At 59.1% G+C, this 12,193-nt stretch carries 12 protein-coding genes; 6 read left to right on the forward strand and 6 right to left on the reverse strand.

From position 1 onward, the window contains the following. The first annotated feature begins 13 nt into the window (after window positions 1-13). Window positions 14-1,411, forward strand: a complete 1,398-nt coding sequence (locus tag QQL64_RS03095) for a class II fumarate hydratase (RefSeq protein WP_284395847.1) — start codon at window positions 14-16, stop codon at window positions 1,409-1,411. 49 nt (window positions 1,412-1,460) lie between these two features. Here QQL64_RS03095 and QQL64_RS03100 read toward each other — a convergent pair whose 3' ends face one another. Genes QQL64_RS03100 through QQL64_RS03125 form a run of 6 tightly spaced genes read right to left on the reverse strand, consistent with a single transcriptional unit; the run spans window position 1,461 to window position 5,162 of the window. After that, window positions 1,461-2,024, reverse strand: a complete 564-nt coding sequence (locus QQL64_RS03100; protein ID WP_284395849.1) for a DUF2884 family protein — start codon at window positions 2,022-2,024, stop codon at window positions 1,461-1,463. 59 nt (window positions 2,025-2,083) lie between these two features. Continuing rightward, the gene (locus QQL64_RS03105; RefSeq protein ID WP_284395850.1) at window positions 2,084-2,605 is read right to left on the reverse strand and encodes a hypothetical protein; all 522 of its coding nucleotides are present in this window, start codon (window positions 2,603-2,605) and stop codon (window positions 2,084-2,086) included. Between the two features lie 50 nt (window positions 2,606-2,655). After that, the gene (locus QQL64_RS03110) at window positions 2,656-3,612 is read right to left on the reverse strand and encodes a hypothetical protein (protein ID WP_284395851.1); all 957 of its coding nucleotides are present in this window, start codon (window positions 3,610-3,612) and stop codon (window positions 2,656-2,658) included. Beyond that, a complete protein-coding gene (locus tag QQL64_RS03115; protein WP_284395852.1) occupies window positions 3,609-4,466 on the reverse strand; it encodes an ABC transporter ATP-binding protein in 858 nt (285 codons plus the stop codon). Before QQL64_RS03115 ends, QQL64_RS03110 begins: the two co-directional genes overlap by 4 nt. After that, complete coding sequence (locus QQL64_RS03120) at window positions 4,463-4,837, reverse strand: GntR family transcriptional regulator (protein ID WP_284395853.1); 375 nt, start codon at window positions 4,835-4,837, stop codon at window positions 4,463-4,465. The genes QQL64_RS03115 and QQL64_RS03120 overlap by 4 nt, the downstream gene beginning before the upstream one ends. 4 nt (window positions 4,838-4,841) lie before the next feature. Next, on the reverse strand, window positions 4,842-5,162 hold the full coding sequence (locus QQL64_RS03125) for a hypothetical protein (RefSeq protein WP_284395854.1): 321 nt from the start codon (window positions 5,160-5,162) through the stop codon (window positions 4,842-4,844). 310 nt (window positions 5,163-5,472) lie between these two features. Between QQL64_RS03125 and QQL64_RS03130 the strand changes: the two genes are divergently transcribed. The 5 genes from QQL64_RS03130 (at window position 5,473) to zipA (ending at window position 12,185) form a co-directional block, all read left to right on the forward strand. After that, a complete protein-coding gene (locus QQL64_RS03130) occupies window positions 5,473-5,775 on the forward strand; it encodes a YciI family protein (RefSeq protein WP_284395855.1) in 303 nt (100 codons plus the stop codon). An 8-nt stretch (window positions 5,776-5,783) separates the two neighbouring features. Beyond that, window positions 5,784-6,029 (forward strand): BolA family protein, encoded by a 246-nt coding sequence (locus QQL64_RS03135; protein WP_284399622.1) that lies wholly within the window; start codon window positions 5,784-5,786, stop codon window positions 6,027-6,029. Between the two features lie 53 nt (window positions 6,030-6,082). Further along, a complete protein-coding gene (locus tag QQL64_RS03140) occupies window positions 6,083-7,546 on the forward strand; it encodes a hypothetical protein (RefSeq protein WP_284395856.1) in 1,464 nt (487 codons plus the stop codon). Between the two features lie 119 nt (window positions 7,547-7,665). Continuing rightward, window positions 7,666-11,175 carry a chromosome segregation protein SMC gene (gene smc / locus QQL64_RS03145; protein WP_284395857.1) on the forward strand — a complete coding sequence of 1,170 codons (3,510 nt, stop codon included), beginning with the start codon at window positions 7,666-7,668 and terminating at the stop codon, window positions 11,173-11,175. 11 nt (window positions 11,176-11,186) lie between these two features. Next, on the forward strand, window positions 11,187-12,185 hold the full coding sequence (gene zipA / locus QQL64_RS03150; protein ID WP_284395858.1) for a cell division protein ZipA: 999 nt from the start codon (window positions 11,187-11,189) through the stop codon (window positions 12,183-12,185). Window positions 12,186-12,193 lie beyond the last annotated feature (8 nt).

A 12,193-nucleotide genomic window follows, 5' to 3' on the forward strand; every position in this document is an offset into this window, starting at 1 on the left:
ATGAGACGCAGCCATGAGTGGTTTTCGCATCGAGAAAGACAGCATGGGTGAATTGAAGGTGCCCGCCGACGCCCTGTACGGCGCGCAGACCCAGCGCGCCATCGACAATTTTCCGATTTCAGGCCTGCACTTGCCGCGGGCGTTTATTCGCGCGCTGGGCTTGATCAAAGCAGCTGCCGCCGAGGCCAATCTCGGTTTGGGGCACCTGAAGAAAGGACAGGCGGTCGCCATTCGCAAGGCTGCATTGTCGGTAGCGGATGGGCAGTTCGACGATCAGTTTCCGATCGATATCTTCCAGACCGGCTCGGGCACCAGTACCAACATGAATGCCAACGAGGTGATCGCCCACCTTGCGGCGAAGGCCGGCGCCAAGATCCATCCCAACGATCACGTGAACTATGGGCAAAGTTCCAATGACGTGATTCCCACCGCGATTCATGTGAGCGCTACGCTGACCTCGCACGAGGAGCTGCTACCGGCGCTCAAGCACCTCAAGCGGGTGATCGACCGTCGTGCTCATCAACTACGCAACGTCCCCAAGACTGGGCGCACGCACCTGATGGATGCCATGCCGGTCACTTTCGGGCAGGAGTTATCCGGCTGGTCGGCGCAGATCGAGTCCGCTATCGAGCGCATTCAGGACAGCCTCAAGCGCATGCGGCAGTTGCCGCTTGGCGGTACGGCCGTGGGTACCGGCATCAATGCCGATCCGAAATTCGGTGCCGCGGTGGCACGCGAGCTGAAGAAACTTACCAACGTGCGTTTTGATTCGGCTGGAAACTACTTCGAAGGCATGGCCGCACAAGATGCAGCGGTCGAGCTTTCCGGTCAGCTCAAGGCGCTTGCGGTTGCGCTGATGAAGATCGCCAACGATCTGCGCTGGATGAATTCCGGCCCGCTCGCAGGAATAGGTGAAATCGAACTGCCTGCGCTGCAGCCCGGATCCTCCATCATGCCTGGCAAGGTCAATCCGGTCATTCCGGAAGCGACGACGATGGTGGCAGCGCAAGTGATCGGCAACGATGCATCGATCACTATCGCCGGGCAGTCGGGCAATTTTCAGCTCAACGTGATGCTGCCGTTGATTGCCTACAACTTGCTGCAATCGATCCACATTCTCGCCAATGTCTCGCGATTGCTGGCGGACAAGGCGATTGCCGGCTTCCAGGTGAATGCCGAGCGCGTCAATCTCGCGTTGGCGATGAATCCGATTCTTGTTACAGCCTTGAATCCGGTGATCGGTTACGAAAAGGGCGCAGCGATAGCCAAGCAGGCGTACAAGGAAAAACGCCCGATCATGGAGGTGGCGCTTGAAAAATCGGGTCTGTCGAATGAAGAGCTGAAGAAGTTGCTCGACCCGCGTGCGCTAACCAAGGGCGGCATCCACGGCGGCGGTGGCGGGGGTGGCTGACGGGATATCCAAAGCGATGCCGCCTTTCGGGCGGCATCGTGGATGAGCGTCAGTCCTTCGTGCCGTCCATGCAATCTTTCGCGTCGCCGGCACCCATGATGTTGCCATAGGGCTTGAATGCGGGAAGCTGTGGCGTGAGTTGATTCTGCACTGCCTGGATGCCGCTGATGTCCTGGCAGATCTTCCTGGCGGCTTCTTTGACGAGCTTGGCCTTGGCGTCCACGTCTTGCTGAATCTTGTCGGGATCGCCGCTGGCCAAACGCGTCGCCACACTCTTGAGTGCTTGCGCACCGACGGCGGCACCGGCCTTGCCGGTGGCAATGCCGTCGGTGCGGATGGCGAAGGCGTTCTGATAGTACGACTGCAGCAGCTGGCGCTGTGCATCGTTTATGTTCACGCTCTGCTGGTCGATCTGTAGATCGCCGTTCGCGCTGATCGTGGCGTCAGGCGAACCATCGACACGCAATACCACGTGGTCGTTATTCAACCGGATGTGTCCATTTGCCATGTCGGTCGAGCCATTGATAACGATCACATCGTTGCCTGACTTGCCGCTGCATGCCGTGATGAGCAGACATGCTGTCAGCAGTCCAAGGGTAAGAACGTTTTTCATGAGTGCGTAACCTGTTGTGCCGATAGGTTGACCAAACGTTGTCGAGAGACTCATTTGTCCTAGTCGTCCTTATTGCACGACACATCCTCATCCTTGTTGGTAAAAATCTTGCCGTACGGCTTGAACTCGGGAAGCTGCGCTGCCAGCTGATTTTGGACGCTCAGCATGTTTACATGGTCCTGGCACATCTTCTTCGCCAGCGTTTTCAATTGAGCGGCACCATTTTCGGCATCCTTGTCGGTTTCCTCCTTGGACTTGCCGTTCAACTTATCCTGCAGCGCATTCTTGCCCATGCCCGCGCCGACTTTGCCCATTTCGGTGCCTGTGTCGTGAACATCCGCGATGTTCCCGTAATAAAGCATCAGCAGGCCCTGCTCTGGTGGTGTGGTGGCGATTGTCTTGTCGCCGACCTGCAGTTCGCCTTTCGCATTGATCATGGCATCCGGCGCGCCATCCACATGCAGGGTAACGACGTTGTCCTTCAGCGTGACGGCGCCGTTCGCCATGGTGGTATCTGGCATATCGCAGGCGCTCAGAACAACACATAGCGCCGCAAGAAGAATCGTTCCTTGGTACTTCATGATGCGTTCCCCACTCAGGTCTTGGTTTGCCAGATGGCAAGTGTGCGATTTCAGTTGTCGTGGCGCCAGCGGCGGAACCAGATGGCGGCCGCGATCATGGCGACTCCGGCAATGATTCCGATCCACGCATCCGGCGCTGCCAGTGCTGCGTAATTCTCCACCAATCCCAGGTGGTCGAGCGCGGTCACGGGGTGAAGCGAATTCGACGAAAATTCGAGCCAGTTGGCAGGACGCAGACCAAACAGCAGGCGGGCGGTGACGTGCGAGAAATACCAGCTTGGGCTGAGTTGAGCCAGGCCGATGATGTGCAGCCACCATACGATTAGATTGCTTGCCAATGGGATAAGCAGCGCCCACAGGATGGGCATGCTGCGTACACAGGCAGAGCAGAGCATCAGCCAGCCGATCGTCGGGAGTGCACACAGTGCATACAGTGGGATCAGCGCGATGATGTCGAAGGTGACGTGGATTGGATGCGCCGCACCCAGCACGTGCCAGACGCTGAACCCGTGAATCTCGCAAAGGAACACACCCAGAACTAGCAGCAGCAACCCAAACACGATGCCGATGATCGTGGCGATGACCGGAGCGACGACTGTGGCGCTGAGAACCTTCGAAACCACCGTTTTCCAGCTGGAGATCGGTAGCGACTCCCAGAACAGGATGCTACGGTCTTTGCGATCGTCGTAAAGCGATCCAAGGCAGTAAAAGAACACCACGATCGCCATGATCGCAAGCACGGTGGCCGTGCTGCCGCAGATGACCGCGTCGAGGAACGTGCCTGCCTGCTGCAGGTTCTGCGCAGTCATGTGGCCGTCCGCGGAGATGCCCATGTTCGGATCATCCAAGGGGAACTGGGCACTAAAACGATGTCCCATGATCTCGCCGCCGATGATCGTCATGAGGGCGATGGCGAGGAACGCTGCGGCCGTTATGGCCGGCGCACGCAGGAAACCGCCGCGGTGCTCCCAGAATTCGCGTTTGACAAGCCAGTAGAGGGTTTTCATGCGTACGTCCCCTTCATGGTAGCGACGAACAGATCACTGACGGACGGCCGGCGAATTTCGCCCAGTTCAGCCAGTCGCGACTGGTCGACACCGTCGAACAGGAAGATGCTCTTTCCGAACACCTGTCGTTCGTCCAGTGGATTCAATTGACGTGCCGTGGCGGCCTTGTCGGCGCTTACCATCACTTCAGCGAAGCGATCACCCAGGGCTTCCATCTCGGTGTTCAGGATGATTTTTCCGTCGCGGATGAACATCAGGTCGGTGAGGATGTTTTCGATTTCCTCGACCTGATGCGTGGTGACGATGATCGTCTTGTTGTCGTCGAAATATTCTTCAAGCAGGCTTTGGTAGAACTGCTTACGGTAAAGAATGTCCAGGCCGAGCGTGGGCTCATCCAGCACCAGAAGCTTGGCATCGATGGCCATCACCAGCGCCAGGTGCAGTTGGACGATCATGCCCTTGGACATCTGCCGCACCCGTTGACCGGGGGTGAGCTTGGTGCGAGCAAGGAACGCTTCGCACTTGGCGCGGTTGAAACGCGGGTGAATGTTGGCGACGAAGTCGATGGCTTCGCTGACACGAATCCAGCGCGGCAGCACAGCGACGTCGGCGATAAAGCAGACCTGTTCCATCAGTTTGTCGCGTTGACTGCGCGGATCCATGCCCAGCACATCGAGCCGTCCCTGGAAGTCGGTCAGACCGAGGATGGCCTTGAGTGCGGTGGTTTTGCCGGCGCCGTTGGGACCGATAAGACCCACGATGCGGCCGGCAGGTATCTCGAAACTTACGTCATCCAGCGCTACCGTATTCTTGTAGTGCTTGCTCAGACCACTGGCGGTGATGACCGCATTCATGACTGATTCTCCGAATCCTGCGGCGCTTCGCGCAGTAGGGTTTTCAGGTCCAGGCCCAGGCGCTGCAATCGTGCGTAAAGCGTCGGCCATTCCTCGCGCAGAAAGCGTTCGCGCTCGGACTTGAGCAGTGCCTCGCGGGCTCCATCGGTGACGAACATACCCAGCCCCCTCCTTTTTTCCACAAGTTGATCGTCGACCAGTTCCTGGTACGCCTTGGAAACGGTGAGCGGATTGATCTGAAAATCCGCAGCCACCTGGCGTACTGACGGCAGCGGGTCGCCCTCGTTCAAGGCGCCGTCCAGGATCATTGCCACGACGCGTTCGCGTAGCTGGCGATAGATCGGGACGCTGTCGTTCCAGGTGATGGACATGGATTTATTCCTTACTGATGCCGGCGAACTTGGTCGAACCAAACGAATAGTAGGGCATGGCCAACTGCGCCCCGAGCAGACTCGCGCCGCTTTCGGCTTCGTAAGCCATCGGCGAATTGACGATGGTGAGATCGGCTGTAGTCAGCAGGGCAGCGGCGCGCTGGTCGGCGGCGGTGGGGCGCACTTCGACGGGGGCCAGGTTGATGACCTTGGCACCGTTGATCTCGCTGACGGGTGTCTTGGGGGTGTTCGGGCTAATGGCGATCAGGCTTACCGTGGTAAACAGAACCGCGGCAGTGATGGCGATCGGGTTCGGTGCTTTCATGACGGCTCTCCTAGTGATCTCGTGGACCGGTGTTGTAGTGAACTATAACACCATCTTCGAAGCTGTCAACAAGGACCTGCCATGACTGATGGCCTAGGGGCCTTGGACTGTCGGGATGGGCTCACGCCTGGTGTAGGGGCAGTCGAACCGCCGTGGAATTCATTCCATGTCCGGGCCTGGATATAAGGATGCGCGGCAACTCTTCGGGGTTGCAGCGGCGGGTGTCAGGGATCGCTCCTGACAGGTATCACCCCCCGACTTTCCTGACCCACTCGGCTAAAATCACGGATTGCCTGAGGGAGTTCGATACATGTGGTACGCCATCACCGGCACGGATCATGCCGACTCGCTGGAGCGCCGACTGGCAGCGCGTGGCGCGCATCTCGCGCGCCTGGAAAAGCTGCAGGAACAGGGTCGCCTGTTGCTGGCCGGCCCGTTTCCCGCCATCGATGCCGAACAGCCTGGTCCGGCGGGTTTCACGGGTAGCCTGATCGTCGCCGAGTTCGCGTCGCTAGCCGAAGCAGAGCAGTGGGCCAAGGCCGATCCGTATGTCGATGCGGGTGTCTACGCCGGCGTTAGTGTCAAACCCTTCCGCAAGGTGCTGCCGGCGTGACGGCAATCATGGCCGAAGAAATCCGCCACCGCCTTTTCGAGGCGCTGCATCCCGTTGAGCTGGAAGTCTTGGATGAGGGATACAAGCACGCGGGGCATGCAAATGACGGGAAGGGGCATTTCCATGTGCGCATCGTTAGTGCTTCATTCGCTGGGCTGTCGCCGCTCAAGAGGCATCGTATGGTCTACGCCGCGCTCGAGGGGTTGATGGATAACGGTATCCATGCGTTGTCGATAGACGCTCACGCCATCTGACCTATTAGAGGACGAGGCGATCTAGCGGTCGTTACATAGATCTTGGGGGGGTAATGGATCGAGTGATTTCTGGAAATCCGCAGGACGCTACAACTGTGGACAACGCATGGGTGCGATCGACACGAAACATAACCGCCGCGACCATTGCCGTTCTCGTCTTGTACCTTGCCTGGTATCTGCACAGGCATAGTGATTTCAGCAACGATGATCTAGATAACTTTGTGCTCATGCAGCACACGGGCTTCTGGAAGTTCCTGATGATGCCGGCCGATGTGCACTATGTACCCTTGCACAGGCTGATGAGCTGGATTGCCTATCACGTGGCGCCAATGAATTTCTCAGTGGCCATCGTGATTCTGTTGACGTTTCATGTCGGTACGTTGATCTTGCTCGTGCGGACGCTGCATCTGCTTAAGGCTGGACAGTTCGGAGATCTCATTGTCTGCGGATATGCGTCATCCGCCATCCTGGTATACGGATTGATGTGGTGGGCTCATGCGGAGCATCGCGCCCCTTATGTGTTTCTGGATGCTTGCGCGATCTACAACTATCTCGCGTGGACGAAGAATAGCAACCGGTTTCATCTACTTTTTGTTGCTTTGGCATTTGTAGCAGCATTCGGTTTTTACGAGAAAGCCGTATTGATCCCGATACATATGTTGCTCGTGGGTTACCTGGCCGATGAGCGCTATTTCCGCTTGAACGCCAAAAAATTTCTTAGCCCACCCGTTTTGCTGTTGCTCGGATCAGCTGTTTATGTGGCCGGCTACCTGGCACTGAATGGGAATTCGGTGAAATCCACGCCTCTTCAGGCGATAAGAGCAGACCTGGAGTTTGCAAAAGTATTTTTCGCGACGGCTTCAGGGGCCGGCATCGAAGATTTTCATGACGTTCCCACACATGGGATGTCGCTACGGTTGCTGTGTTTGATCCTAGTAGGCGGTGCTGTCGTCGTATGGGGCATTTGGCGGAGAGCAGACAGTTGGAAAGTGTTGCTCGCCGGATTCCTGATACTGATGCTTGATTATCTACCGATCGCTTTATCAAATCGGGCCACATGGTCCGGTCTTTTGGTAATGCACCAATCTCGATTCGGCTACGAAGAGCTGCACTTGTTCGCGCTGCTCGCGGGTATATGGAGCGTTCGGGTCGGTATCGCGAGTGCGGAGGGTGGCTACCGTCGGACGGTATGGTTGATCGGTTTCGCTTTAGTGCTGGTTTACGCGGGGACCAATATCAGTTACGTACGATGGGGCCGCCAGCATCCTATAGGGGCTCTTTGGGTGATGGAGCAGTCGCACCAGTACCTTGGAAATCTTCGGGGCGGGTTGGCACAGATCTCCGACGATACGCCAGTTTTTGAGAATGATAGAGTTCCGCACTATCTTTCTTTGTTCTGGACAACGCCCGATACCCGAAGCTTGCTCCCGCTCTTCTTGCCGCGCGCAAGGTTCAGTGACACTGCCAGCCCGCGTTATCAGGTGCAGCAGGATGGTCATATCGTGCTGGTCCAGTGAGGCATGCTTGGCGTGTTTATGATCTTGCGGATCAATGGCTTACCGATTGATTTCGCAGCCCGGGAAAATAACAACGCAAATTTGCCCAGGCAGGGCTGGACCACCGAGATGAGAATTTCATGCGCTTAACCACGATCAAACTTGCCGGATTCAAGTCCTTCGTCGACCCGACAACCCTGCATCTGCCTACCAACATGACCGGCGTGGTGGGGCCCAATGGCTGCGGCAAGTCCAACATCATCGACGCCATTCGCTGGGTGATGGGCGAGAGCGCGGCCAGCCGCCTGCGCGGCGATTCGCTGACGGACGTCATTTTTTCCGGCTCGAATGCGCGCAAGCCGGTGGGGCAGGCGACAGTCGAACTGATCTTCGATAACGCCGACGGCACGATTCAGGGCGAGTACGGCCAGTACGCCGAAATCTCCGTGAAGCGCCAGGTAACGCGTGACGGACAGTCCGCGTACTTCCTCAACGGTGCGCGTTGCCGCCGACGCGACATTACCGACCTGTTCCTGGGTACCGGCCTGGGACCGCGCAGTTACTCGATCATCGAACAGGGCATGATCAGCCAGATCATCGAGGCACATCCGGAAGAGTTGCGCACGCATTTGGAAGAGGCGGCCGGCATTTCCAAATACAAGGAGCGCCGCAAGGAAACCGAAAGCCGCATCAAGGCGACGCGCGAAAACCTCGACCGCGTACGCGATGTGCGCGACGAGGTGGACAAGCAGCTGGAACATCTCAATCGCCAGGCGCGCGCCGCCGAGCGCTGGAAAGCTTATAAAGAAGAACAAACCCGCAAGGAAGCCGAACTGCGTGCGCTGGAATACCGCGCACTCAAGAGCCAGCACGAAGGACAAGGGCAGGGGCTTTCCGCAGTAGAAACCGAGATCGAGAAGCATCTCGCCGAGCAACGCCAGATCGAAGCGCAAATCGAAAGCGCGCGCGAGCGCCATACCGAAGCAAGCGAACACCTCAATACAGTACAAGCTGAGGTCTACAAGGTTGGCGCCGAGATCGCGCGCGTCGAACAGCAGGTGCGTTACAACCGCGAGACCGCCGAACGTTTGCAGCGCGCGCAGCTCGATGCCGAACGCGAGCATAGCGAATTGGCGGCGCATATCACCACCGATCGCGATCAGGTCGAAACCTTGCGCATGGCCTTGTCCGAGGGCGAGCCGAAGCTGGAAGCCCTGCGCCAGATGCAGGACGACACCGCGGACGCACAGCGCGAAACCGAAACCAAGCTGGCCGATTGGCAGCAGCGTTGGGATACCTACACACGCACCGCCGGCGAGGCGAGCCGCGCGGCTGAAGTCGAGCGTACCAAGCTGGCTTACCTCGACCGCCAGTCGATGGATCTCGCCAAGCGCAAAGAGGCGCTGGACATCGAGCAGAAAGCCACTGACGTTGCTGCACTCGATGCCGCTGCCGAGCAACTGCATGGCGAGCACGACACGCAACGCGAGCGCGTCGAGTCGCTGGGTGGTCTGCTCGATCAGCACAAGCTTAGCCACGAAAAGGTGCTCGACGACGAGCGCCAGGTTCAGGGTGTACTCAACGAAGCACGCCAGCAGCTGCAGACGGCGCGTGGTCGACTAGCTTCGCTCGAAGCGTTGCAGCATGCCGCGCTTGGGCAAGAAGAAAGTGCTGCCAGCAGCTGGCTGTCGCGATTCGGTCTCGACAAGAAGCGTCGCCTGGGTGAAGTGCTGCAAGTCGAAGCTGGCTGGGAAACTGCCGTCGAAACGGTGCTGTCTGGTTTCATCGACAGCGTACTGGTCGACGGTGCCCACGATCTGGCGCGCGAGTTTCATCGACTGGACGGCGCTGACGTTGCCTTGCTCGATGCGACGGAGGGTGGCGCTGCCACCGCCGGCACACTTGCAGCGCATGTCCGCGGGCCGGCCGCTGCCATGTCGATTCTCGGTCATGTGCTGACTTCCGATTCCATCGACGAAGCCCACCAGCGCGTCTCGGGACTTTCGGCGCTGGCGCCCTATCAGTCGGTGATTACGCGGACAGGCGAATGGCTGGGGCCGGGCTGGGCGCGTGTACGTCGTGCCCAGGGCAACCAGGTGGGTGTGCTGGCGCGCGAGCGTGAAATCCGCGTACTGACGGAACAAACAGAATCGCTCGAAGCGCAAATCGAGGAAGCAGGCGCAAGGCTCGATGCGTTGCGTACCAGTAAATTCGAAGCAGAGCGTGCACGTGACGATGCACAGCGCGAGTTGTACAACGCGCATCGTCGTCAATCAGAACTGGCGGGACAGCTGCAGAGCCATCGCGGCAAAGTGGAGACCGCTCGCGCCCGCGCCGAGAAAGTGGCGGGCGAGCTTTCCGCGCTGATCGAGCAGATAGACGAGTTGCAGGCGCAGACGCGTGAGGCGCGCGCGCGCCTGGACGAGTCCGTCAACAACATGGGCGATCTGGAAGACCAGCGGCGCGAGCTAGAAAACGAACGCCGTGCACTGCTCGAGGCACGCGAAGAAGCGCGCATGAATGCGCGCGAAGCTGCCGACCAATCGCATGCGTTGGCCTTGAGCATGGAGTCCAAGCGCTCCTCGCTGACCTCTCTGGAACAGGCGCTGGCCCGTATGGACAGCCAGATTCGCCAGATCGAAGCGCGACGCGGCGAAATCGCCGAACAACTGGCAGCCGGTTCCGATCCGATCGCCGAGCTAGAAGCCGAGCGCCAGACCTATCTCGATCAACGCCTACTCGTGGACCGTCAACTGGTCGACGCACGTCGCGCGCTGGAAGACTGCGATATCGAATTCCGCAAGCTGGAACAGCAGCGGCACAACGTGGAGCAGGAACTGTCCGGCTTGCGTGAAAGCGTGTCGGAAAAGCGTCTCGCAGCACAGGCGCTGCAAATGCGTGCCGATCAGCTTGCCGAGGCCATCGCCGCGTCCGGGCTCGAGCTGGAGACCTTGTTGTCCGAACTGGCCGAGCACGTGGATGCCACGCAATGGCGCCAGCAGCTGGCTGATCTCGCACAAAAGATTGTAAGGCTGGAGCCCGTAAACCTCGCCGCGATTCAGGAACACGCCGAGCAGAGCGAGCGCAAGACCTATCTCGATGCGCAGCTGACCGACCTGACCAGCGCGATGGAGACGCTGGAAAACGCCATCAAGAAAATCGACCGCGAGACCCGCCAGCGCTTCAAGGAAACCTTCGACCGCGTCAATGCAGGTGTGCAGGAGTTGTTCCCGCGCCTGTTCGGCGGCGGTCATGCCTATCTCGAACTTACCGGCGACGATCTGCTCAGCACCGGCGTGTCGATCATGGCGCGGCCGCCGGGCAAGCGTGTTTCAAATATCACGCTGCTGTCCGGTGGCGAAAAGGCGCTGACCGCTGTATCGCTGGTGTTTGCGATTTTCGCGCTGAATCCGGCGCCGTTCTGTCTGCTCGACGAGGTGGACGCACCGCTCGATGAGGCCAACGTGGGACGCTTCTCCAACATGGTGCGCGAGATGAGCGAAAAGGTGCAGTTCATCTTTGTGAGCCATAACAAGGCCACCATGGAAGCGGCGAGCCAGCTCTGCGGCGTTACCATGCGCGAAGCGGGTGTCTCGCGCCTTGTGCAGGTCGATCTTGCCGAGGCAGCCAAGCTGGCCGGTGCGGCCTGAGGAGTTACATCATGTTGCCAGGATCCGAGTTGGCTGTTGCATGGAATCCGTCGGTCGGCATTCCAATGCTGATTGTGGGCGTCATCGTGCTGGTGCTGGTCTGGCTGTTCGGTCAGCCGAAGAAAGAACAGGGCAAGCGCCGCATGGTTCCGGAGCCGGGCGCGGAGCGGCGCGAGCCGACGTTGGGTGAGCCGGCAGAGGAAGACGATTCGTTCAATACTGCATCCGGCGAACGAATCGATCCCCTGTTTTCCGACGCAGCACCGCAGCAGGGCGAATTGGACGTTGGCCTGCGTAGGGAGCTGGAAAAACTGGGCGCCACACTGGCTGATGAACGTCACGCCACGATACACATGCCCAAACCCACAGGTCATGCGGCTTCCATCGTCGAAGCACTGCGTGCGCCGTCGCAGCCCGAGCCGATTGAGAAGTCGGAAAGACGCTATGCAGCGTCGGGCCCGGCCGATGTGCAAATACCAGCGGCTGCGGCTCCAACGCCTGCACCTGCACCAGCACCGCGCATTCCGCCGCGTTCCGATTTGGGCAAGCGTCCTGTGCAAATGCCGGTGGAACGTATCGTCAGCTTGTTTGTCGTGGCGCGTGAAGGTCACCACTTCAATGGCGCGGACCTGATCGTTGCGGCCGAAAAGGCCGGGCTGGAATATGGCGATATGGGCATTTATCACCGTCTGGTCGACGGCAAGCGCGAGCTAGGGCCGATCTTCAGCGTCGCCAACATGCTCAAACCGGGAAGCTTCGACTTGAGCCACCTCGATGCACTGCGTACACCCGGCCTTAGTTTCTTTATGGCGCTTCCGGGCCCAGTGACGGCCTTGGATGCCTGGGACACCATGTTGCCGACCGCACAGCGTCTGGCCGAGCTGCTGGATGGACAGGTGCTCGACGAGGAGCGCAATGCCCTTGGCCGCCAGCGCATCGCGCATATTCGCGACGAGTTACGCGGCTGGGACCGCGAGCATGATGGTGGCGAGATTCGTTTCGGTCACTGATGGCTCGC

The sequence above is a fragment of the Dyella lipolytica genome (assembly GCF_030160075.1).
GTDB lineage: Bacteria > Pseudomonadota > Gammaproteobacteria > Xanthomonadales > Rhodanobacteraceae > Dyella_B > Dyella_B lipolytica.

Bases quoted from the DNA above. Each gene is read 5' to 3' on its own strand.
- QQL64_RS03115 (WP_284395852.1), bottom strand. From the start codon at position 4,466: ATGAATGCGGTCATCACCGCCAGTGGTCTGAGCAAGCACTACAAGAAT.
- QQL64_RS03130 (WP_284395855.1), top strand. From the start codon at position 5,473: ATGTGGTACGCCATCACCGGCACGGATCATGCCGACTCGCTGGAGCGC.
- QQL64_RS03110 (WP_284395851.1), bottom strand. From the start codon at position 3,612: ATGAAAACCCTCTACTGGCTTGTCAAACGCGAATTCTGGGAGCACCGC.
- smc (WP_284395857.1), top strand. From the start codon at position 7,666: ATGCGCTTAACCACGATCAAACTTGCCGGATTCAAGTCCTTCGTCGAC.
- QQL64_RS03140 (WP_284395856.1), top strand. From the start codon at position 6,083: ATGGATCGAGTGATTTCTGGAAATCCGCAGGACGCTACAACTGTGGAC.
- QQL64_RS03135 (WP_284399622.1), top strand. From the start codon at position 5,784: ATGGCCGAAGAAATCCGCCACCGCCTTTTCGAGGCGCTGCATCCCGTT.
- QQL64_RS03120 (WP_284395853.1), bottom strand. From the start codon at position 4,837: ATGTCCATCACCTGGAACGACAGCGTCCCGATCTATCGCCAGCTACGC.
- QQL64_RS03125 (WP_284395854.1), bottom strand. From the start codon at position 5,162: ATGAAAGCACCGAACCCGATCGCCATCACTGCCGCGGTTCTGTTTACC.
- QQL64_RS03105 (WP_284395850.1), bottom strand. From the start codon at position 2,605: ATGAAGTACCAAGGAACGATTCTTCTTGCGGCGCTATGTGTTGTTCTG.
- zipA (WP_284395858.1), top strand. From the start codon at position 11,187: ATGTTGCCAGGATCCGAGTTGGCTGTTGCATGGAATCCGTCGGTCGGC.
- QQL64_RS03100 (WP_284395849.1), bottom strand. From the start codon at position 2,024: ATGAAAAACGTTCTTACCCTTGGACTGCTGACAGCATGTCTGCTCATC.
- QQL64_RS03095 (WP_284395847.1), top strand. From the start codon at position 14: ATGAGTGGTTTTCGCATCGAGAAAGACAGCATGGGTGAATTGAAGGTG.